The organism is Pseudomonas sp. JS425, assembly GCF_018223845.1.
Lineage (GTDB): Bacteria > Pseudomonadota > Gammaproteobacteria > Pseudomonadales > Pseudomonadaceae > Aquipseudomonas > Aquipseudomonas asiatica.
This window is the reverse complement of sequence record NZ_CP073661.1, coordinates 4,153,953-4,174,534: the sequence shown is the minus strand read 5'-3', so window position 1 is coordinate 4,174,534 and position 20,582 is coordinate 4,153,953. Positions and strand designations below refer to the sequence as shown.

19 protein-coding genes, 1 tRNA gene and 1 pseudogene are annotated in these 20,582 nt (G+C 62.6%); 13 read left to right on the top strand and 8 right to left on the bottom strand.

Going from position 1 to position 20,582, the window contains the following annotated elements; all coding sequences use genetic code 11:
• Positions 1 to 171 precede the first annotated feature (171 nt).
• Complete coding sequence (locus tag KDB76_RS19415) at positions 172 to 435, top strand: DUF3077 domain-containing protein (RefSeq protein ID WP_013973381.1); 264 nt, start codon at positions 172 to 174, stop codon at positions 433 to 435.
• Between the two features lie 246 nt (positions 436 to 681).
• On the opposite strand, the gene aceA is transcribed toward KDB76_RS19415, so the two are convergent.
• A complete protein-coding gene (gene aceA, locus KDB76_RS19410; RefSeq protein WP_013973380.1) occupies positions 682 to 2,007 on the bottom strand; it encodes an isocitrate lyase in 1,326 nt (441 codons plus the stop codon).
• A 489-nt stretch (positions 2,008 to 2,496) separates the two neighbouring features.
• Entirely contained in the window at positions 2,497 to 3,231 is a 735-nt protein-coding gene (locus tag KDB76_RS19405) for a secretin N-terminal domain-containing protein (protein ID WP_038409984.1), read from the bottom strand.
• Between the two features lie 164 nt (positions 3,232 to 3,395).
• Here KDB76_RS19405 and KDB76_RS19400 point away from each other — a divergent pair, with 164 nt between their 5' ends.
• Positions 3,396 to 4,838 carry a SulP family inorganic anion transporter gene (locus KDB76_RS19400; protein WP_023660663.1) on the top strand — a complete coding sequence of 481 codons (1,443 nt, stop codon included), beginning with the start codon at positions 3,396 to 3,398 and terminating at the stop codon, positions 4,836 to 4,838.
• Between the two features lie 112 nt (positions 4,839 to 4,950).
• On the opposite strand, the gene fusA is transcribed toward KDB76_RS19400, so the two are convergent.
• Both fusA and KDB76_RS19390 read right to left on the bottom strand, forming a co-directional pair.
• Complete coding sequence (fusA, locus tag KDB76_RS19395; protein ID WP_013973378.1) at positions 4,951 to 7,062, bottom strand: elongation factor G; 2,112 nt, start codon at positions 7,060 to 7,062, stop codon at positions 4,951 to 4,953.
• 73 nt (positions 7,063 to 7,135) lie between these two features.
• Positions 7,136 to 7,561, bottom strand: coding sequence for a hypothetical protein (locus tag KDB76_RS19390; protein ID WP_003260997.1), 426 nt, complete (start codon positions 7,559 to 7,561; stop codon positions 7,136 to 7,138).
• A gap of 227 nt (positions 7,562 to 7,788) precedes the next feature.
• Between KDB76_RS19390 and KDB76_RS19385 the strand changes: the two genes are divergently transcribed.
• Positions 7,789 to 8,091 (top strand): hypothetical protein, encoded by a 303-nt coding sequence (locus KDB76_RS19385; RefSeq protein WP_013973376.1) that lies wholly within the window; start codon positions 7,789 to 7,791, stop codon positions 8,089 to 8,091.
• Positions 8,092 to 8,104: 13 nt separating this feature from the next.
• Here the strand turns inward: KDB76_RS19385 and KDB76_RS19380 are convergent, their stop codons facing one another.
• Both KDB76_RS19380 and gcvA read right to left on the bottom strand, forming a co-directional pair.
• Positions 8,105 to 9,358, bottom strand: a complete 1,254-nt coding sequence (locus KDB76_RS19380) for an aspartate aminotransferase family protein (protein ID WP_038409983.1) — start codon at positions 9,356 to 9,358, stop codon at positions 8,105 to 8,107.
• 235 nt (positions 9,359 to 9,593) lie between these two features.
• Positions 9,594 to 10,490, bottom strand: coding sequence for a transcriptional regulator GcvA (gcvA, locus tag KDB76_RS19375; protein ID WP_013973374.1), 897 nt, complete (start codon positions 10,488 to 10,490; stop codon positions 9,594 to 9,596).
• A 255-nt stretch (positions 10,491 to 10,745) separates the two neighbouring features.
• Between gcvA and KDB76_RS19370 the strand changes: the two genes are divergently transcribed.
• The 3 genes from KDB76_RS19370 (at position 10,746) to KDB76_RS19360 (ending at position 13,466) form a co-directional block, all read left to right on the top strand.
• The gene (locus KDB76_RS19370; protein ID WP_013973373.1) at positions 10,746 to 12,125 is read left to right on the top strand and encodes an amino acid permease; all 1,380 of its coding nucleotides are present in this window, start codon (positions 10,746 to 10,748) and stop codon (positions 12,123 to 12,125) included.
• Between the two features lie 60 nt (positions 12,126 to 12,185).
• Positions 12,186 to 12,683 carry a PaaI family thioesterase gene (locus tag KDB76_RS19365; protein WP_023661751.1) on the top strand — a complete coding sequence of 166 codons (498 nt, stop codon included), beginning with the start codon at positions 12,186 to 12,188 and terminating at the stop codon, positions 12,681 to 12,683.
• Between the two features lie 87 nt (positions 12,684 to 12,770).
• Complete coding sequence (locus tag KDB76_RS19360) at positions 12,771 to 13,466, top strand: glutathione S-transferase N-terminal domain-containing protein (protein ID WP_023661750.1); 696 nt, start codon at positions 12,771 to 12,773, stop codon at positions 13,464 to 13,466.
• A gap of 132 nt (positions 13,467 to 13,598) precedes the next feature.
• On the opposite strand, the gene KDB76_RS19355 is transcribed toward KDB76_RS19360, so the two are convergent.
• Positions 13,599 to 15,215, bottom strand: coding sequence for an inorganic phosphate transporter (locus KDB76_RS19355; RefSeq protein ID WP_038409982.1), 1,617 nt, complete (start codon positions 15,213 to 15,215; stop codon positions 13,599 to 13,601).
• A gap of 128 nt (positions 15,216 to 15,343) precedes the next feature.
• Between KDB76_RS19355 and KDB76_RS19350 the strand changes: the two genes are divergently transcribed.
• The 7 genes from KDB76_RS19350 (at position 15,344) to KDB76_RS19320 (ending at position 19,994) form a co-directional block, all read left to right on the top strand.
• Entirely contained in the window at positions 15,344 to 15,730 is a 387-nt protein-coding gene (locus KDB76_RS19350; RefSeq protein WP_013973369.1) for a DUF488 family protein, read from the top strand.
• A gap of 60 nt (positions 15,731 to 15,790) precedes the next feature.
• Entirely contained in the window at positions 15,791 to 16,225 is a 435-nt protein-coding gene (locus KDB76_RS19345; protein WP_024087404.1) for a GNAT family N-acetyltransferase, read from the top strand.
• Between the two features lie 114 nt (positions 16,226 to 16,339).
• Complete coding sequence (locus KDB76_RS19340) at positions 16,340 to 16,729, top strand: helix-turn-helix domain-containing protein (RefSeq protein WP_023661749.1); 390 nt, start codon at positions 16,340 to 16,342, stop codon at positions 16,727 to 16,729.
• 63 nt (positions 16,730 to 16,792) lie between these two features.
• Positions 16,793 to 17,431 carry a UvrY/SirA/GacA family response regulator transcription factor gene (gene uvrY, locus KDB76_RS19335; RefSeq protein ID WP_015271036.1) on the top strand — a complete coding sequence of 213 codons (639 nt, stop codon included), beginning with the start codon at positions 16,793 to 16,795 and terminating at the stop codon, positions 17,429 to 17,431.
• Between the two features lie 6 nt (positions 17,432 to 17,437).
• Positions 17,438 to 19,261 (top strand): excinuclease ABC subunit UvrC, encoded by a 1,824-nt coding sequence (uvrC, locus tag KDB76_RS19330; RefSeq protein WP_038409981.1) that lies wholly within the window; start codon positions 17,438 to 17,440, stop codon positions 19,259 to 19,261.
• A 32-nt stretch (positions 19,262 to 19,293) separates the two neighbouring features.
• Complete coding sequence (pgsA, locus tag KDB76_RS19325) at positions 19,294 to 19,854, top strand: CDP-diacylglycerol--glycerol-3-phosphate 3-phosphatidyltransferase (RefSeq protein ID WP_013973364.1); 561 nt, start codon at positions 19,294 to 19,296, stop codon at positions 19,852 to 19,854.
• A gap of 64 nt (positions 19,855 to 19,918) precedes the next feature.
• Positions 19,919 to 19,994 (top strand) — tRNA-Gly (locus KDB76_RS19320).
• A 367-nt stretch (positions 19,995 to 20,361) separates the two neighbouring features.
• Here KDB76_RS19320 and KDB76_RS19315 read toward each other — a convergent pair.
• Positions 20,362 to 20,475: pseudogene (locus KDB76_RS19315) on the bottom strand (type VI secretion system tube protein Hcp); the annotation flags it as partial.
• Positions 20,476 to 20,582: the final 107 nt, after the last annotated feature.

The window sequence follows — 20,582 nt, the reverse complement described above, 5'->3', positions numbered from 1 at the left end:
AGATCTGAAGTCATGCGCCTCATGTTTGCTGCGCGACAGCGCAGCCCGGAAGGGCTGGGTGATCTCCCACAGGATCACCACAGTCTTCAGGGCTTGCACAGTCCCTGTGGGAGCGGGTTTACCCGCGAAAGGGCCCGTCCAGGCAGTCGAGAATTTTCAGGGGATTCAAAAATGACCACAGAAGACACCCAATTCACTGTCGGCAAGACCACCTTCTACCAAGGCGAACACGGCACCCACCCATTGTTCCGCATCGAGCCCGGCATTCCTTGTCGGGATGCCCGCGAGCAGTCCTCGGAGCTGATGGGCTATGTGCGCGAACTGACCATCACCGGCCTGATGGATGAGAAGCCGATGATGATCTGGGCCGCCCACTATCTGAGCGCGATGGCCAAGGCGCTGATGGATGATGCCGAGCTGGGCATGAAACACTGAGGTGCTACCGACAGGCGCGATTTCTCCTGTGGGAGCGGCCTTGCGTCGCGATTGGGGTGCGAAGCGCCCCCGGGATTTGTGCATCATCGCAAGATTGCCGGGGCCGCTTTGCGGCCCTTTCGCGACGCAAGGCCGCTCCCGCATGTTCGGCGCTAACCTGTTGTCCTTGAAGGGTGTGGTACAGACCAAAAAGAAAGGCCCGGGGCATTAACAAGCCTCGGGCCTTTCTTCAACAGCAACCCACTATCAGTGGAACTGCTCTTCCTCGGTCGAACCGGTCAGTGCAGTCACCGACGATGCGCCACCCTGAATTACGGTGGTCATGTCGTCGAAGTAGCCAGTGCCCACTTCTTGCTGGTGCGCCACGAAGGTGTAGCCTTTGTTGGCGTCAGCGAATTCCTGCTCCTGCAGCTTCACGTAGGCGGTCATGTCGTTGCGGGCGTAGTCGTGCGCCAGGTTGAACATGCCGTGCCACATGTTGTGGATGCCGGCCAGGGTGATGAACTGGTGCTTGTAGCCCATTGCCGACAGCTCGCGCTGGAACTTGGCGATGGTCGCGTCGTCCAGGTTCTTCTTCCAGTTGAAGGAAGGCGAGCAGTTGTACGACAGGATCTGGTCCGGATACTCCTTCTTGATCGCTTCGGCGAAGCGGCGGGCTTCGTCCAGGTCCGGCTTGGCGGTTTCGCACCAGATCAGGTCGGCGTACGGCGCGTAGGCCAGGCCGCGGGCGATGGCCTGGTCGAGGCCGGCGCGTACCTTGTAGAAGCCTTCACGGGTGCGCTCGCCAATCACGAACGGCTGGTCGTACGGGTCGCAGTCGCTGGTCAGCAGGTCGGCGGCGTTGGCGTCGGTACGGGCCAGGATGATGGTCGGCACGCCCGATACGTCAGCTGCCAGGCGCGCGGCCACCAGCTTTTGCACGGCTTCCTGGGTCGGTACCAGTACCTTGCCACCCATGTGGCCGCATTTTTTCACCGAGGCCAGCTGGTCTTCGAAGTGCACACCTGCGGCGCCTGCTTCGATCATGTTCTTCATCAGCTCGTAGGCGTTCAGTACGCCACCGAAACCGGCTTCGGCGTCGGCCACGATCGGTGCGAAGTAGTCGATGTAGCCATCGTCGCCCGGGTTCTTGCCGGCTTTCCACTGGATCTGGTCGGCGCGGCGGAAGGCGTTGTTGATGCGCTTGACCACGGTCGGTACCGAGTCGACCGGGTACAGCGACTGGTCAGGGTACATGGACTCGGCCGAGTTGTTGTCGGCGGCAACCTGCCAGCCGGACAGGTAGATGGCCTGGATGCCGGCCTTGACCTGCTGCACTGCCTGGCCGCCGGTCAGGGCGCCCATGCAGTTGACGAAATCTTTTTCTGGGCGGAAGGACGGGTGGGCACCTTCGGTGACCAGCTTCCACAGTTTTTCTGCACCCAGGCGGGCCAGGGTGTGCTCCGGCTGCAGGGAGCCACGCAGGCGAACGACATCAGCGGCGGTGTAGGTACGGGTCACGCCTTTCCAGCGCGGGTTCTCGGCCCAGTCTTTCTCGAGGGCTGCAATTTGCTGTTCGCGTGTCAGTGCCATGGAAATAAACCTCGTCGCATCGATCTTGGGGTAATTGTGCTGATGCTCGGAGCAGATCAGGAGCTGGCGGCTGTCCTGTTCGCAGGAGTGCGGCGGCGAACGCGAAGGCTCGAAGGGGAAGGGTGTGCAGGCCAGGCGAAAGGGTGCTCCGGCAGGTCGGCTCGTGGTTGCCTTGCTGCGGTGCTACGCGATTGCCAGTACTGCGGTGATGCGCTTCCGTCCCTCGGGACAACTTCTTCGTTGCAGTCGCAATCCCGTCGAACCGCCTTGTGGGCCGTATAGACACGAGACGCCTCCAGGGGTGGGAGGAACGCGCCTCGAAGGCCCTTGCCAGGGCCCCTGATTAGCGGGAGCGAGGCCATCATGCCCTTGGGAAAAAGACCCTGTCAAATGTTTTGTAGTGGTTTTTTTCACTTACTACATCTTTGGTCTAATGCGACTTGGCAGTCAGTTTCAAGGCCTTTGGTCGAGGCCTTGAATTGCCTGGGATTAGTCGAGAAGGTCGACTTTGTCGCGCAAAGTCATGTTTTCACCCCGTTGGGTGCTGTAACTGTGGCTTGAGGCGCTACGGTCGGCTTGGCTCTGCTGGTTGTAGCCGGCCAGGGTGATCCATTCTCCGAGCTTTCCGGTAATTGTCGTGTCGGTGCTTTGCACTTTCACTACATCAGCACGTTCCTGGCTGATACGGTCATTATTCGTGCTTATTTGCAGACGAACCGTATCGCCACTCAAGCTGGGGGTGACGTAGAAACCCTGGGTCACGTTGCGGTATTCGGTATTGCTCTGGATGCGCCCGTAGCCGTCGGTGCTGGTGCTGGTGATCGGGATGCTCTGGCCAATCTGGATCAGCGCCGGCTGGCCTTCGCTGGCCTGAATCTGCTGCATGCCGCCGTCACGGTTGCTGGTGCCATAGTGGATGACGCGCGCGTTGCCACGGTTGTCCTGGAAGTTGCTGTCGTTGTTGTCGACGCTGATCAGCAGGCGCTTGGGTGCGGTATCCAGTTGTTGCAGCAGGGTGCGCAGGTCGTCGATGCGTTCGGGGCTGGCGTTGACGATCAGCTTGTTCTCGAAGGCGCTGACCGTGCCGTCCTTGCCGATGAATGCCTGGGCGGCGGGCAGCAGTTCGGCGCTGCTGCGGTGTTGTAGCGGCAATACCTCGGTGGCGGCCTGGGCGGTGAGGCTGGCGGCCAGCAGCAAGGCGGCGAATAGGGGGCGTAGCGGCATGTCCATGATCTCCGCAGGGGGAATGTTCATGATGGCAAATTTGCCCAGCTTCTGCTGGTTTCACGTTACAGAACCCCTTGAGCGGTGGCCGCTGTCAGACAAATTCCGTAACATCGCGCCCCTTGTTTTTGTACCGTCCGCCCGGATTGCCTCACAGGATGCCCATGAAACCCGCCCGACTTCGCGCCGACGTGCTCGCCGGCCTGACCACCTCGTTCGCCTTGGTGCCCGAGTGCATCGCCTTTGCCCTGGTGGCTCACCTGAACCCGCTGATGGGCCTGTATGGCGCCTTCATCATCTGCACCCTGACGGCGCTTTTCGGTGGTCGACCGGGGATGATTTCCGGTGCCGCCGGCTCGATGGCGGTGGTGATCGTTGCGCTGGTGGTGCAGCACGGTGCGCAGTACCTGCTGGCCACGGTTTTGCTGGGCGGCGTAGTGATGATCCTGTTCGGCTTGCTGCGCCTGGGCAAGCTGGTGCGGTTGGTGCCTTACCCGGTGATGCTCGGCTTCGTCAACGGCCTGGCCATCGTTATCGCCTTGGCCCAACTGGAACACTTCAAGGAGGGCGGGCACTGGCTCAGCGGTACGCCGCTGTACCTGATGATTGGACTGGTGGCGCTGACCATGGCGGTGGTCTACGTGCTGCCGAAGTTGACCCGTACGGTGCCGCCAGCGCTGGTGGCGATCCTTGGCGTTGGTTTGCTGGTGTACCTGCTTGGCCTGCCCACACGCACCCTGGGCGATATGGCGCGCATCGCCGGTGGCCTGCCGCAGCTGGCCCTGCCGGACGTGCCGTGGAACCTCGAGACCCTCAAGATCATCGCCCCCTATGCGGTGCTGATGGCCATGGTCGGCCTGCTTGAGACCCTGCTTACGCTCAACCTGACCGATGAAATCACCGAGAGCCGTGGCTACCCGGACCGCGAGTGCGTGGCGCTGGGCGCGGCCAACATGGTTTCCGGCCTGTGCGGTGGCATGGGTGGTTGCGCGATGATCGGCCAGACCATGATCAACCTCAGCTCCAATGGCCGTGGTCGGCTATCGGGGGTGGTGGCCGGGGTTATGGTCTTGCTGTTCGTGTTGTTCCTGTCGCCGTTGATCGAGCGTATTCCGCTGGCGGCGCTGGTCGGGGTGATGTTCGTGGTGGCGCAGCAGACCTTTGCCTGGGCGTCTTTGCGGGTGCTGCACAAGGTGCCGCTGAGCGATGTGCTGGCGATCATCGCGGTGACCGTGGTCACCGTGTTCACCGATCTGGCCGTGGCGGTGCTGTTCGGCATCGTCATCGCGGCGGTGAACTTTGCCTGGCAGCATGCGCGGGAGCTGTATGCCGACAGCCATGAGGATGCAGAGGAGGGCAAGCATTACCAGGTGCATGGCACGCTGTTCTTTGCCTCGACTACGGTGTTCCTGAACCAGTTCGACCCGGCTAACGACCCGGACAAGGTGACCCTGGATTGCCAGCATTTGAGCTTTGTCGATTATTCGGCGATTGCGGCGTTGAAGACCTTGCGGGAGCGGTATGCGAGGGCGGGCAAGCAGTTGCGGGTGGTGCATTTGTCCGAGCGCTGCAAGAAGCTGCTGAAGCGGGCTGGGGAGCAGCACTGAGAAGGGTTGTTGCCTGTGCTGGCCTCTTCGCGGCTAAAGCCGCTCCCACAGGGAACGCATATCCCCTGTAGGAGCGGCTTTAGCCGCGAAGAGGCCAGCACAGGCGAACGAATCACTCCCCGCGGTTCTTCTTGACGATGGCATCGGCAATGCTCGCCGGTGCCTCGGCATAACGGGTGAACTCCATCGAGAAGCTGGCCCGGCCCTGGGTCATGGAGCGCATCGAGGTGGCGTAGCCGAACATCTCGCCCAGCGGCACCTCGGCACGGATCACCTTGCCGGCCGGCGTTTCGTCACCGTCCTGGATCATCCCGCGGCGCCGGCTCAGGTCGCCGAGGATGTCACCCTGGTACTCCTCCGGGGTCACCACTTCCACCTTCATCACCGGCTCCAGCAACACCGCCCCACCTTTCTGCGACAGCTGCTTGGTGGCCATCGAGGCGGCGATCTTGTAGGCCATTTCGTTCGAGTCGACATCGTGGTACGAGCCGTCGAACACCGCCGCCTTCAGGTTGATCAGCGGGTAGCCGGCCAGCACGCCGTTCTTCATCTGCTCCTCGATGCCTTTCTGGATAGCCGGGATGTATTCGCGTGGGACCACGCCGCCAACGATCTCGTTGATGAACTCCAGGCCTTCCTTGCCCTCGTCGCCGGGGGCGAAGCGGATCCAGCAGTGGCCGTACTGGCCCCGGCCGCCGGACTGGCGGACGAAGCGGCCCTCGATCTCGCAGGTGTTGCGGATTTTCTCTCGGTAGGCCACCTGTGGCTTGCCAATGTTGGCCTCGACGTTGAACTCGCGGCGCATGCGGTCGACGATGATGTCCAGGTGCAACTCGCCCATGCCCGAGATAATGGTCTGGCCGGTCTCCTCGTCGGTGCGCACGCGGAATGACGGGTCTTCCTGGGCCAGCTTGCCCAGGGCGATGCCCATTTTTTCCTGGTCGGCCTTGGTCTTCGGCTCCACCGCCACGGAAATTACCGGGTCGGGGAAGTCCATGCGTTCGAGGATGATCGGCTTGTCCATGTCGCACAGGGTGTCGCCGGTGGTCACGTCCTTCATGCCGATCAGCGCGGCGATGTCGCCGGCGCACACATCCTTGATTTCGGCGCGCTGGTTGGCATGCATCTGCACCATGCGGCCGATGCGTTCCTTCTTGCCCTTTACCGAGTTGAGCACCGCGTTGCCGGAGCTGAGCACGCCGGAGTACACCCGGGCGAAGGTCAGGGTGCCGACGAACGGGTCGGTGGCGATCTTGAATGCCAGGGCCGAGAACGGCTCGCTGTCGTCGGCGTGTCGCTCCAGGTGCTTTTCTTCGTCATCCGGGTCGGTGCCCTTGATGGCCGGAATCTCCGACGGGGCGGGCAGGTAGTCGATGACCGCATCGAGCATCAGTGGCACGCCCTTGTTCTTGAACGACGAGCCGAGGATGGTCGGCACGATTTCGTTGGCGATGGTGCGTTGGCGCAGTGCGGCCTTGATTTCGTCGACGCTCAGTTCCTGACCTTCGAGAAACTTCATGGTGAGCTCGTCATTGGCCTCGGCCGCTGCCTCGACCATGTGCGCGCGCCACTCGTCGGCCAGTGCCTGCAGCTCGGCAGGGATGTCTTCTTCGCGGTAGCTGGTGCCCTGGTCGGCATCGTTCCAGTAGATGGCCTTCATCTTCACCAGGTCGATCTGGCCGATGAAGTTCTCTTCACTGCCGATGGCCAGCTGGATCGGCACCGGGTGGTGGCCCAGGCGCTGGTCGATCTGCTTGACCACGCGCAGGAAGTCGGCGCCCTGGCGGTCCATCTTGTTGATGTAGGCCAGGCGCGGCACGTGGTACTTGTTGGCCTGGCGCCATACGGTCTCGGACTGCGGTTCGACCCCGTCCGCGCCGCTGAACACTACTACCGCGCCATCGAGCACGCGCAGCGAGCGCTCCACCTCGATGGTGAAGTCGACGTGGCCCGGGGTGTCAATGATGTTGAAGCGATACTTGTGGGCGAACTGCTTGGTCGAGCCCTGCCAGAAGGCAGTGGTCGCCGCCGAGGTGATGGTGATGCCGCGCTCCTGCTCCTGGGCCATCCAGTCCATGGTCGCGGCACCATCGTGCACTTCGCCCATCTTGTGGTTGACCCCGGTGTAGAACAGGATCCGCTCGGTGGTCGTGGTCTTGCCGGCGTCCACGTGGGCGACGATACCGATATTGCGATACAGCTCGATGGGCGTTGTACGGGCCATGGCGGACTACCTGCGGATGAGCGGATTCTCCCACGGTAGCAGAACGGGAGAATCCTGCTTTACCGCCGGGCCGTCAGTCGGCCAGGGCTTGCAGCAGCCACTGGCCATCCACTTCGCGGGCCAGGCCGCTGGCAGGCAGCAGGGCCAGCAGGCGCGTGTGCAGGGCCGCTTCGGTGAAGGTCTTGAGGGTGGCCAGGTCCAGTGCGCCGACCAGGTTGAGATCGGCCTTGGTGTACGACAGCCAGGCCTTTTTCAGGGCTTGGGCGACGTCGCTGCCGGAGGTGCTGGCAAAGCGGCGGTGCCATTGGCGGCCGTCGAAGGTGAAGGTGTGGGCGTGGCTGTAGGTGCCTTGGTCGCCCCCTTCGGTGCAGCGATGGCAACGGCACGGGCCTTCGCCGAAGGCGTTGCGCAGGTAGCTGTTGAAGTCCACCACGGGCTTGAGGGACAGGCGTTTGTCGACTTCGAACAGGTCGGCGATCAGGGGTTCTTCGGCGCTCACTAGGGATCCTCGTGTGGTGTGGCGTGCATCGGCGGGCACCCTAACAGATCGGGCCTCTCAGATCACCTTTCGCAGGCCCGGCCTCTTCGCGGATACTGCGCAGGCCTTGGGCAATGTGCGGTCACTGTAGGAGCGGGTTTACCCGCGAAGAGGCCAGTAGAGACAATAGAGATCACCTGCCGTACTCTACGCGCCCATACGCCTATACACCCACAGAGGTAACCCGCTTGAGCACCAAGTACCCGTACATCGCCACCATCACCGTCAGCGCCGAAGACCGTGGCGGCGACGCCGAGGCCTCGGAAAACCCCAATATGCGCGTTGGTCTGGAAGCGGTGACCGAAACGCTGAAGAAGGTGCATTTCGTCGGTACGCTCGCAGCCCCCGAAAAGAACGCCACGCACATCTGCGTGACCCTGGAGAACGGCCTGACCTACTACGGCCCGATCGTCAACGGGCACGCCGAACTCGAAGGCGGCTGGATTGCCTTCGAGTCCGACATGCTCACCCCGCAGGAACTGGGTCTTTAAGCCCCCGTTCCTCTCAGGAGCCCAGCTCCGCCAGGCACTGCTCGAGGATATCCAGGCCCTCCTCGAGCACTTCGGCCTCGATGGTCAGCGGTGCCAGCAGGCGGATGATCTGCCGCGCCTTGCCGCTGGGCATCAGCAACAGGCCCTTGGCCCGCGCCGCTTCCATCACCTTGGCCAGTTGCGCCGGTGCCGGGCTGCCGTCGGCATTGACGAACTCGATCCCGCGCATCGCGCCGACGCCGGTGAGGCGGCCGATGAACGGGCTCAGTCCCGAGGCCTTCCAACGCTCGAAGCGGCGCACGATTGCCTGCTCCTGGCGCTCACCCCAGGTAGCGACGTTCTCGTCGGTCATCTGCGCCAGACTGGCCAGGGCCGCTGCGCAGGCGATCGGGTTGCCTGAGTAGGTGCCACCCAGGCCGCCCTTGGGCAGCGCTGCCATCAACTCCTTGCGCCCGACCACCGCACCCAGCGGCATGCCGCCGGCAATGCTCTTGGCCAACAGCAGCAGGTCGGGCTCGATGCCCAGACGCGGGAAGGCGAAGCGCTGGCCGGTGCGGCCGAAGCCCGACTGGATCTCGTCGATGATGATCAGGATGCCGTGCTCGTCGCAGAAGCGGCGCAGGGCCTGGGCGAAGGCTGGGTCAAGGGCGAGGAAGCCGCCTTCGCCCTGCACCGGCTCGAAGATGAACGCCGCCACGTCCTCCACTGCCAGCTCGACGCTGAACAGGCGGTCCATGGCCTTGAGGGCCTGTTCGCAGGTAACCCCGGTGTCGGCGCTGGGGTAGGGCAGGTGGTACACCGGCCCCGGCAGTTCACCGACCCGCTGCTTGTATGGGGCGACCTTGCCGTTGAGGTTCAGGGTGGCCAGGGTGCGACCGTGGAAGCCGCCGTCGAAGGCGATGATGGCGCGTTTGCCGGTGGCACCACGGGCCACTTTCAGGGCGTTTTCCGCAGCTTCCGCGCCGCTGTTGGTGAGCATGCCGGCCAATGGGTAGCTGACCGGTACGAATTGGCTCAGTTGTTCCATCAGCGCCAGGTATGGGCCGTGGGGGGCTGCGTTGAAGGCGTAGTGGGTCAGGCGAGCGGCCTGGGCCTGGATCGCTTCGACCACGGCCGGGTTGCAGTGGCCCAGGTTGAGTACACCGATACCGCCGACGAAGTCGATGTAGCGTTTGCCGTCGGTGTCCCAGACTTCGGCATCACGGCCATGGGAAAGTGTGATCGGGTGAACGATGGCAATGGATTGGCTGATACTTTCCTGGTTCATGGGCACGCGGACCTTTGTTCGAATTTCTTATTATCCAAGCGTGTTGGCAGGTTATTCCGCAAACGAATTATTCGATTGCGGTCATTCCCTGGATTCTTGATCTTGGCTGATTTTGTATTACTAGCACTGGCCTCTTCGCGGGTAAACCCGCTCCCACAGGTACGGCGCCACGCTTGAAATGTGTGCGATCCCTGTGGGAGCGGGTTTACCCGCGAAGAGGCCCGCCCATGTGATATCAGTCCCCCTCGGCCACCCGCTCCCGAATCCACTGCACGAAGGCCCTGACCTTGGGCACTTCGGCCGCATGCTCGGCATGGGCGATGAAGTGCCGGCCATTGCTCGCCACCGGGTGGTCCCAGGCCACCACCAGCTTGCCCTCGCTCAACTCTTCGGCCACCAGGTAGCGCGGAATCAGGGCGATGCCGCAGCCGGCAATGGCCGCGCGGATGCACAGGTAGAACGTGTCGAAGCGGGGCCCGTGGTAGCTGTTCTGGCTATGCAGCCCCAGCCCCAGGAACCATTCGTGCCAGGCCTCCGGGCGCGACACGCACTGCAACAGGCGGTGTTCGGTCAGCGCCTGGGCGCTGTTGAACCGGTGGTTGGCCAGCAGCTGCGGGCTGCACACCGGCACCACTTCCTCGCTGAACAGCTCGATGCAGGTTGCCCCGGGCCAGGTGCCCTGGCCGAAGAAAAACGCAATGTCGGCCTTGGCCTGGACCAGGTCGAACGGCTCCAGCTCATTGCGGATATCCAGGTGAATGCGCGGGTAGCGGTCGCCAAAACCCTTCAGCCGAGGTACCAGCCAGCGCGCGCCGAAGGTGGGCTGGGTGGCGATGCGCAGCACTTCGGTCTCGTCGCCGTAGCTGAGGATGTAGCGGCTGGAAATGTCGATCTGGGTGAGGATCTTGTTCACTTCGGTGAGGTACAGCGCGCCAGCCGGGGTCAGGTGCAGGCGCCGGCGAATGCGCTGGAACAGCGAGTGCGACAGCATGTCCTCGAGCTGCGCCACCTGCTTGCTGACGGCGCTCTGGGTGAGGTGCAGTTCCTGGGCCGCGCGGGTGAAGCTGAGGTGGCGGGCGGCCGCTTCGAAGCACTGAAGGGCGGTGGTCGAAGGCATCAGGCGTTTGGACATGACGGGCAAATACCGAGCAAAAAAGGAAGGAGTTCATTCCATAACGGAATCATGTGTTTCGAAAAGGTCGTTTGTTGACCTCGGCCTATAGATTAATACTGACCTGGATCAACGATTACAACCGGTCGTGCGAAGAGGAGGTCAGTACCCGCTTCCGGCATCTGCAAAACAACAAAAACGAACATCAGAAATTTATAAGAATTCTGCTCCAGTCTTCAGCCGCCCCGCTGCGGCCGACCCATTCGAGGGTTCTTCATGGCTTCGCCAAACAACAAACAGCGCTCCCTGCAGCACGGCCTGACGTCCCGTCAGGTATCCATGATCTCCATCGCCGGCATCATCGGCGCCGGCCTGTTCATCGGTTCTTCCAACGCCATCGCCACCGCCGGCCCGGCCATCCTCATCTCCTACGCCATGACTGGCCTGCTGGTCTTGCTGGTGATGCGCATGCTGGGTGAAATGGCCATCGCCAACCCCAACAGCGGCTCGTTTTCCACCTATGCCTCCGAGGCCATCGGCCCTTGGGCGGGCTTTACCATCGGCTGGCTGTACTGGTGGTTCTGGGTACTGATCATTCCGGTCGAGGCCATTGCCGGCGCCGACATCCTGCATGCCTACTTCCCTGGCGTGCCGTCGTGGCTGTTCGCCTTCCTGATCATGCTGGTGCTGTCGGGTACCAACCTGATCAGCGTGAAGAACTTCGGTGCCTTCGAGTACTGGTTCGCGCTGGTCAAGGTGGTGGCGATCATCGCCTTCATCGTGGTCAGCAGCCTGGCGGTGTTCGGCGTCTGGCCGCTGGCCGAGGTGTCCGGGGTCAGCCGGTTGTGGGACAACGGCGGCTTCATGCCCAACGGTTTCGGCACCGTGCTCGGCGGCGTGCTGATCACCATCTTCTCGTTCTTCGGCGCCGAAATCGTCACCATTGCCGCTGACGAAACCGCCAACCCGAAAGACAAGATCCGCCGCGCTACCAACCTTGTTGTATACCGCATCGCCATCTTCTACCTGGCGTCGATCTTCCTTGTGGTGTCGCTTGTGGCGTGGAACGACCCGGGCCTCAAAGCGGTAGGTTCGTTCCAGCGCGTGCTGGAAGTGCTGAACGTGCCGGGCGCCAAGCTGCTGGTGGATATCGTGGTGCTGGTTGCCGTGACCAGTTGCATGAACTCGGGCCTGTACACTGCGTCGCGCATGCTCTATTCGCTGGGCGCCCGTGGCCAGGCGCTGAGCGTTACCAAGCGTATCTCCGGCTCGGGCGTACCGACTGTGGCGGTCATCTTCTCGACCCTGGCCGGCTTTGCCGGGTGCTTCGTCAACTATGTGTTCCCGGGCAAGGTATTCGGCTTCCTGCTGTCCACCACCGGCGCCATCGCCTTGCTGGTGTACCTGGTGATTGCCGTTTCGCAGCTGCGCATGCGGGCCCGTGCCGAGCGCGAAGGACGGCCGCTGGAGCTGAAGATGTGGCTGTTCCCATGGCTGACCTGGCTGGTGATCGGCACCATCGTCATGGTGCTGGGCTACATGCTGTTCAGCGATGCCTACCGCTACGAGACGCTGATGACCGCCGGGGTGACCGCGTTCATCCTGCTGGTTTCGCTGACCCAGCGGCGCGCCAGGGTGGTTGCCCAGACGGCCTGATGTTTCTGCTTTAATGTGGGGGCGTTGCGCGCCCCCCATATCAACAAGCACAGGAAGCGTATGAACGACCACACCCTTTCCCTCCAGGCCCTTGCCGCACCCGACGGCACTTGCTACGGCTGCGGTTGCTCCCACCCCAGCGGCCTGCACCTGCAAAGCCACTGGGACGCTGACGGCATCCACCTGGTGTGCCGGCACGCGCCCGACAGCACCTTCATCGGCTGGCCCGGCCTGGTCTACGGCGGGCTGCTGGCGATGCTGGTCGACTGCCACTCCAACTGGACGGCAATGGCTTACCACTACCGCAACGAAGGTCGCGAAGCGGGCAGCCTGCCGCGCATCGACTGTGTCACTGGCAGCCTTGGCCTGAACTACCTCAAGCCCACGCCAATGGGTGTCGAATTGTTGCTCAAGGCGCGTGTGGAAGGTGAGGTGGGGCGCAAGACCCGGGTGCTCTGCGAAGTCTGGGCCGATGATGTGCTGACAGTGACTGCCGACTCGGTGTTCGTTCGCGTCGATACCGAAAAGCTCAAGCTCAAGGCCCACGGCCAGGCCTGAGCCGCCGGTGCTGATGAGTGGTCGGTGATGGTCAGCGGCCGGGGATGTCTCTAGAGTGAGAGGTTCATTCCCCAGGCAAGGTTGATCATGACCGATCTCAGTGCTTTCCCCATTACCCGCAAGTGGCCCGCCAGACACCCCGAGCGCCTGCAGCTGTATTCGCTGCCGACGCCCAACGGCGTCAAGGTGTCGATCATGCTCGAAGAGATCGGCCTGGCCTATGAGTCGCACAAGGTCAGCTTCGACAACGATGACCAGCTGAGCCCCGAGTTCATCTCGCTCAGCGCCAACAACAAGATCCCCGCCATCCTCGACCCCAATGGCCCTGGCGGCCGGCCGCTGCCGCTGTTCGAGTCGGGGGCGATCCTGCAGTACCTGGCAGAGAAGAGCGGCCAGTTGCTCAGCCAGGACCCGGCCCAGCGTTACCAGACCTTGCAGTGGCTGATGTTCCAGATGGGTGGCATCGGGCCGATGTTCGGCCAGGTCGGATTCTTCCATTTCTTTGCTGGCAAGGAATACGAGGACAAGCGCCCGCGGGACCGTTATGTCAATGAGTCCAAGCGCCTGCTTGGTGTTCTGGAGCGGCATCTGAAGGGCCGGGAATGGATGGTCGACGAGTACAGCATTGCCGATATCGCGATCTTCCCGTGGGTGCGTAACCTGGTTGAGCGTTACAACGCCCGAGACCTGGTTGGCTTCGATCAGTTCAAGGAAGTGCAGCGAGTGCTGGCGGCGTTCCTCGAGCGGCCGGCCGTGCAACGCGGGCTGAAAATTCCAGGGTGAGGTTGGCTGTAAGGGCCCTATCGCCGGCAAGCCGGCTCCTACAGATAATGCACAGGGCTTGAGCTCTGTGGTGTTCCTTTGGGAGCTGGCTTGCCGGCGATAGGGCCAGTGAAGGCGAAACTGTTTCCAGCCTCAGAAGATGTGGTGCAGAAGCCAGTACAGGCTGCCGGCCAACAGCATCGCTGCCGGCAAGGTCAGCACCCACGCCATCAGCAGGTTGACCAGCGTGCGCTTCTGTATCCCCGACCCGTTGGCCACCATGGTCCCGGCCACCCCGGAACTCAGCACGTGGGTGGTCGACACCGGCAACCCGAACATGTCCGCCGCACCAATGGTGCACATTGCCACCACTTCGGCCGAAGCCCCTTGGGCATAGCTGAGGTGGGTCTTGCCGATCTTCTCGCCTACCGTCACCACGATGCGCCGCCAGCCGACCATGGTGCCCAGCCCCAGTGCGATGGCCACGGCCACTTTCACCCACAGCGGGATGTAGCGGGTGGCATCATCCAGCTGGGTCTTGAACAGCAGCACCTGGCTGCGTGTACCTGCATCGAATACCACCAGCTGGTTCTTCTCGATCAGGCGGATGGCTTCGCTGGTCAGGTACATGTCGTTGCGTACGTTGGCCATGGCTTCGGCCGGTACCCGCTTGAGCGAGCCATAACCTTTGACCTCTTCGCCGATCATGCCGGTCAGTGCCGCCAGCGCTGGTATCAGTTGCGGGTTGGCCCTGGGCTCGGCAATGAACGTGGTCAGCACCTGGCGTGGGTCGGCCGGTGCTGCTTGCGGGGCGCCGCGCACCAGTGCCTGGCGGGTAACCTCGGCGACCGCGGAAAATTGCAGGGCCTGTTCATTGGGCATGGTCTTGTTCAATGCGTAAGCCATCGGCAGGGTGCCAACCAGAATCAGCATGATCAGGCCCATGCCTTTCTGGCCGTCGTTGGAGCCGTGGGCAAAGGACACCCCGGTGCAGGTCAGGATCAGTACACCGCGAATCCACAACGGTGGTGGTGTCTGGCCTTCCGGCGCCTGGTACAGCGCCTTGCGCTTGACCAGCGCGCGCAGGGCCAGCAGCAACAGGGCGGCACAGGCAAAGCCGATCAGTGGCGAGAACAGAAGGGCATAACCGACCTTGCTGGCCTGGGCCCAGTCCACGCCACTGGTGCCGTCGCGCCCGTGCATCAGGGCATTGGCCACGCCCACGCCGATGATCGAACCGATCAGGGTGTGCGAGGATGAGGCCGGCAGGCCCAGCCACCAGGTGCCGAGGTTCCAGATGATCGCTGCCAGCAGCAGGGCGAAGACCATGGCGAAACCGGCCGAGGAGCCGACCTGCAGAATCAGCTCCACCGGCAGCAGGGCGATGATGCCGAACGCCACCGCGCCACTGGAAAGCAGCACGCCGAGGAAGTTGCACAGCCCGGACCAGACCACGGCGACGGGGGCAGGCAACGAGTGGGTGTAGACGACGGTGGCCACTGCGTTGGCGGTGTCATGGAAGCCATTGACGAACTCGAAGCCCAGTGCAATCAGCAATGCCAGGCCCAGCAGCAGGAATGGCGTGACCGTGGTGATTACCGTGCCGCTGGCCGTCACATCCTGCTTCAGGCTCCAGGCGGTGTAGGCGATACCGGCCAGCAGCAGGCCGAAGAACAACACCAGGGTGGCTCGCCCGGGCTTGTGGGCAAGTTGCGGGCGGGCATCGCGTTGGGCCAGTTGCGGCAGGCTGGCCAGTGAAGGGGTTGCCATGGTGGCTCCGGTCGGGGTGGGGCAAGGGTGCCGAAGGCCTTGAGCATAGAAACAATTCGTAACCCGGCCGTGACCTCGATCAATGATTTATCTAGGCTCAAGACGGACGGTAGTGGCAGGAGAAACCCATGATTCGCTGCAAGCGTGTCTACGATGCGGTTGAGCAAGACGACGGTCAGCGCGTGCTGGTCGATCGCCTTTGGCCGCGCAACAAGCGCAAGGAAGACCTGCACGGGCAGTGGTTGCGCGAAGTTGCACCCTCGGATGAGTTGCGCAAGGCGTTTCACCAGGGTGAAGTGGATTTCGCCGGCTTCATCCAGCGTTACCAGCAAGAGCTGGCGGCCCACCCCGAGCACTGGTACCCGCTGCTGGATCTGGCCGGAAAGGGCACGCTGACATTGCTTTATGCGGGCAAGGATACCGAGCACAACAATGCCCGGGTGCTGGCTGAATGGCTGGAGGACGAACTGGACCGGCGTGGGCCCGGCAGTTCGCCCGTGTGCTACGCCCCATGATTGATATTCGTTGTGCTGGCGATAGGGCCGGACCTGGCAAACCGAAGAGTATGAAATGTGATGTCCCTGAAACTGACCCCCGCCAACGACACCCACCGCACCTTCGCCCGAGACCTCACGCGCCGCGCGATGCTGCCGTACTACCGCGAATACGACCTGCTGTGGCTAGAGGAAGCCTTCGACGAAGCCTGGGACTGGCGCGAGCAGTGGCTGGTGACCGATGGCGACGCGGTACTCGGCTTCTGCAGCCTCAGCCAGGACCGCCAGGCGCTGTTCATTCGCGAGTTGCACCTGCTACCCGAACACCGTGGGTGCGGGGTCGGCAGCTGGGTGCTGGAGCAGTTGGCACTGTGGGCCCGCCAGCGGCACCTGCCGCTGCTGCGGCTGATGGTGTTTCGCAGCAACCCGGCGCGCGTGCTCTACCAGCGCCACGGCTTCGTTGAAATGGGTGAGGACGAATGCTTCGTGCGCATGCAACGCACGATCGACCAATAGCTCAATGATGGCTTGTCGCCACTGGAGAGCATCGGCATAGTGAACCCAAGCGTTCACGGCTACCTGCAGCGGGTAGGCCGTACATGAGTATGATCAGGGATAAGGAGAACCCCCATGAATGGAATCGGTCCGCGGCTGCGGGAAGAGCGTGAGCGTCTGGGGATGACCCAGCGCGTGTTTGGCGATATCGGCGGCGTCGAACCCAATGCCCAGGGCAAATACGAGAGTGGTGAACGCTCGCCGCGGCTCGATTACCTGGCGGCATTGGCAACCCGAGGCGTGGATGCACTATATGTGCTCAGCGGTATCCGCACCCCGGCACCGCTCGAGGGGCTGAGCGCCGATGAGTCCGGTTTGCTGGGGGCTTTCCGGCAGTTGTCGTGCGACGATCAGGCCGCACTCTGGCACTTGTTGCGGCGTTTGACCAACAACGACAAATCCCGGCAGACAGTGAGGCCGCTCACGGTTGAACGTCAGGCGTTTCTTACGGAAGGAATGCGTTAGGTCCGCCGTGAAAAATTTTGTTAAGGTGGCGGGATCCAATCGCCCTGCTGACGAGGTGTGTGCTTGATTAGGGTCTTAGTGGTCGACGATCACGATCTGGTACGAACCGGTATTACACGCATGCTGGCCGACATCGATGGCCTGCAGGTGGTGGGTGAGGGCGATTCGGGCGAGTCGGCGCTCAGGCTGGCCCGTGAACTGAAGCCGGATGTGGTGCTGATGGACGTGAAAATGCCCGGCATCGGCGGCCTTGAGGCCACCCGCAAGCTGCTGCGCAGCCACCCGGACATCAAGGTGGTTGCCGTGACCGTGTGCGAGGAAGACCCGTTCCCCACGCGCCTGCTGCAGGCCGGCGCTGCTGGCTACCTGACCAAGGGCGCCGGCCTCGACGAAATGGTCCAGGCCATCCGCCTGGCCTTCGCCGGCCAGCGCTACATCAGCCCCCAGATTGCCCAGCAGATGGCGCTGAAGCCATTCCAGCCACAGGGCTCACCGTTCGATGCCTTGTCGGAACGGGAAATCCAGATTGCCCTGATGATCGTCGGCTGCCAGAAAGTGCAGATCATCTCCGACAAGTTGTGCCTCTCGCCCAAGACCGTCAATACTTACCGTTATCGGATCTTTGAAAAACTCTCGGTCACCAGCGACGTCGAACTGACCTTGCTGGCCGTTCGCCACGGCATGGTCGACGCAAGCCTGTAAAACCTCATGTCCCAAGTTTTCGATGCCAGCGCATTCCTGGCTACCTGCAGTGGTCGCCCGGGCGTCTACCGGATGTTCGACGGCGAAGCCCGGCTGCTTTACGTGGGCAAGGCCAAGAACCTCAAAAAGCGCCTGGCCAGCTATTTCCGCAAGACCGGCCTGGCGCCCAAGACCGCCGCGCTGGTGGCCCGCATCGCCCAGGTCGAAACCACCATCACCGCCAACGAAACCGAGGCGCTGCTGCTGGAGCAGAACCTGATCAAGGAGTGGCGGCCGCCCTACAACATCCTGCTGCGCGATGACAAATCCTACCCCTACGTGTTCCTTTCCGACGGCGAGTTTCCGCGGCTGGGCATTCACCGTGGGGCGAAGAAGGCCAAGGGCCGCTACTTTGGCCCGTACCCCAGCGCCGGCGCCATTCGCGAAAGCCTCAGCCTGCTGCAAAAGGCCTTTTCGGTGCGCCAGTGCGAAGACAGCTACTACGCCAACCGCACCCGGCCATGCCTGCAGTACCAGATCAAACGCTGCAAAGGGCCCTGCACGGGCCTGGTGACCGCCGAGGAATATGCCGAGGACGTGCGCCACTCGGTGATGTTCCTCGAAGGGCGTAGCCAGCAACTGGGCAACGAGCTCAATGCCGAGATGGAGAAGGCCGCCATGGCCCTCAATTTCGAGAAGGCCGCCGAGTTGCGCGACCAGATCGCCTTGCTGCGCCGCGTCCAGGACCAGCAGTACATCGAAGGCGGCAGCGGCGATGTCGACGTTATCGCCGCCTTCGTCAACCCCGGTGGCGCCTGCGTGCACCTGATCAGCGTGCGCGGCGGGCGGGTGCTGGGCAGCAAGAATTTCTTCCCGCAGGTAGGCATCGAGGAGGAGGTAGCCGAAGTGATGGCCGCGTTCCTTTCCCAGTACTACCTGGGCAATGCCGAGCGCGAATTGCCGGGTGAACTGATCGTCAACGTGGTGCACGAAGACTTCGCCGCCATCAGCGAAGCCCTGCAGACCCTGCGTGGCCGCGAGCTGACCATCAGCCACCGGGTACGCGGTACCCGCGCCCGCTGGCAGCAGCTGGCGGTGACCAACGCCGAGCAGGCGCTCAATGCGCGCCTGGCCAACCGCCAGCACATGGCCGCACGTTTCGAGGCCCTGGCCGAGGTGCTGGGCCTGGACGAGGTGCCGCAGCGCCTGGAGTGCTACGACATCAGCCATTCCAGCGGCGAAGCCACCGTGGCCAGCTGCGTGGTGTTCGGCCCCGAAGGCCCGCTCAAGTCCGACTACCGCCGCTTCAACATCGAAGGCGTCACCGCTGGTGACGACTACGCCGCCATGCACCAGGCCCTGACCCGCCGCTACGGGCGCATCAAGGATGGCGAGGGCAAGCTGCACGACGTGCTACTGGTGGACGGCGGCAAAGGCCAGTTGAACATGGCCCGTGACGTGATGCAGGAGCTGGGCTTCAGCGACCTGACCCTGCTTGGCGTGGCCAAGGGCGTGACGCGCAAGGCCGGTTTCGAAACCCTGTACCTGAACGACGTGCACCATGAGTTCACCCTCAAGGGCGACTCACCAGCCTTGCACCTGATCCAGCAGATCCGCGACGAGGCCCACCGTTTCGCCATCACCGGCCACCGCGCCCGCCGCGGCAAGGCCCGCCGGGTGTCCAGCCTGGAGGATGTGGCCGGGGTAGGGCCCAAGCGCCGGCGCGACCTGCTGAAACATTTCGGCGGCCTGCAGGAGCTCAACCGCGCCAGTGTCGATGAAATTGCCAAAGCACCCGGCATCAGTAAAAAGCTTGCCGAGTCGATTTATGCCAGCCTGCATAGCGAGTAGAATGCGGGCTCAACTTGCGGCCAGTCGTACCGATGAATATTCCAAACCTGCTCACCGTTCTACGCGTCCTGCTCATCCCGATCTTCATCCTGCTGTTCTATGTGCCCTATCACTGGAGCTACATGGCCGCCAGCAGCGTGTTCGCCGTTGCCGCCGCCACCGACTGGCTGGATGGCTACCTGGCGCGCCGCCTGCAGCAGAGCACGCCGTTCGGTGCCTTCCTCGACCCTGTGGCCGACAAGCTGATGGTGGCGGTGGCCCTGGTGCTGCTGGTGCAGACCCACGCCAACTTCTGGCTGACCCTGCCGGCCGCGGTGATCATCGGCCGCGAGATCGTGGTTTCGGCGCTGCGCGAGTGGATGGCCGAGCTGGGCGCGCGGGCGCATGTGGCGGTGTCCAACCTCGGCAAGTGGAAAACCGCGGCGCAGATGCTGGCGCTGGTGATCCTGTTGGCCAACCCGCCGGCGGTGACCTTCTGGGTAATTCTCGGTTACGCGCTGCTGCTGGTGGCGGCGGGGCTGACCCTGTGGTCGATGGTGCACTACCTGCTGGCCGCCTGGCCGCACCTGCGCGAAGGCTCGGAGCAGAAATAAAAGTTTTTTTGAATCAAGGGGTTGACGCTGTTTTAGAAATCGCTAGAATGGCACCCATCACGACGCGGGAATAGCTCAGTTGGTAGAGCACGACCTTGCCAAGGTCGGGGTCGCGAGTTCGAGTCTCGTTTCCCGCTCCAAATATAGATTTACAGGGTTCCATGGAAGTCTGTAAATCATTGAAAAAAGACGCTTCGGCGTCTTTTTTCGTTTCAGTCAAAGCCACTATTGCATCCAGGTGTTGAGCGGTAGATGTTTGCCATCACTGCTGTGCACCGCTCGCTAATTTCATGGCTCCGCCTTTATGGCGCTCGTGCTGGCCTCGAAGCGGCGTGGCCTTCCCAGCCTCAAGTTGATTGAGGTGTTTGCTCACACTGTGGCGGTAGCGGACCGTCGGTAGGCCTACTGCAGGCCGATGATAGCGTCCGATGGCTGGCTCCAGGTTACTCGTTACAATGCGCACGAAGGTTCATAAGGCTCGTGAGCGTAGCTGAGTGCTGCTCCCCTTTGGTCTTCGTGGCCTTCCTGGTAAATGTTGCCGACGGAGTCAGCGGTGAAGGCACCCTTAGTGATGTTGCCTTGGGTCTTCCCTTCGATCGTGATGTAAGCGGGTGTTGGCATGGCAGTTTCTCCTGCGTCCATGTGGATAAAGCACGCGCACCCAGGGTGGCGTGGCCATCGGGAACGATGGGCTTGTCAACGAAGCAAACGCTTCGCTAATTCCTTGA

Coding starts and splice junctions, on each gene's coding strand:
- KDB76_RS19415 (WP_013973381.1), top strand. CDS start 172: ATGACCACAGAAGACACCCAATTCACTGTCGGCAAGACCACCTTCTAC.
- aceA (WP_013973380.1), bottom strand. CDS start 2,007: ATGGCACTGACACGCGAACAGCAAATTGCAGCCCTCGAGAAAGACTGG.
- KDB76_RS19405 (WP_038409984.1), bottom strand. CDS start 3,231: ATGCCGCTACGCCCCCTATTCGCCGCCTTGCTGCTGGCCGCCAGCCTC.
- KDB76_RS19400 (WP_023660663.1), top strand. CDS start 3,396: ATGAAACCCGCCCGACTTCGCGCCGACGTGCTCGCCGGCCTGACCACC.
- fusA (WP_013973378.1), bottom strand. CDS start 7,062: ATGGCCCGTACAACGCCCATCGAGCTGTATCGCAATATCGGTATCGTC.
- KDB76_RS19380 (WP_038409983.1), bottom strand. CDS start 9,358: ATGAACCAGGAAAGTATCAGCCAATCCATTGCCATCGTTCACCCGATC.
- gcvA (WP_013973374.1), bottom strand. CDS start 10,490: ATGTCCAAACGCCTGATGCCTTCGACCACCGCCCTTCAGTGCTTCGAA.
- KDB76_RS19370 (WP_013973373.1), top strand. CDS start 10,746: ATGGCTTCGCCAAACAACAAACAGCGCTCCCTGCAGCACGGCCTGACG.
- KDB76_RS19365 (WP_023661751.1), top strand. CDS start 12,186: ATGAACGACCACACCCTTTCCCTCCAGGCCCTTGCCGCACCCGACGGC.
- KDB76_RS19360 (WP_023661750.1), top strand. CDS start 12,771: ATGACCGATCTCAGTGCTTTCCCCATTACCCGCAAGTGGCCCGCCAGA.
- KDB76_RS19355 (WP_038409982.1), bottom strand. CDS start 15,215: ATGGCAACCCCTTCACTGGCCAGCCTGCCGCAACTGGCCCAACGCGAT.
- KDB76_RS19350 (WP_013973369.1), top strand. CDS start 15,344: ATGATTCGCTGCAAGCGTGTCTACGATGCGGTTGAGCAAGACGACGGT.
- KDB76_RS19345 (WP_024087404.1), top strand. CDS start 15,791: ATGTCCCTGAAACTGACCCCCGCCAACGACACCCACCGCACCTTCGCC.
- KDB76_RS19340 (WP_023661749.1), top strand. CDS start 16,340: ATGAATGGAATCGGTCCGCGGCTGCGGGAAGAGCGTGAGCGTCTGGGG.
- uvrC (WP_038409981.1), top strand. CDS start 17,438: ATGTCCCAAGTTTTCGATGCCAGCGCATTCCTGGCTACCTGCAGTGGT.
- pgsA (WP_013973364.1), top strand. CDS start 19,294: ATGAATATTCCAAACCTGCTCACCGTTCTACGCGTCCTGCTCATCCCG.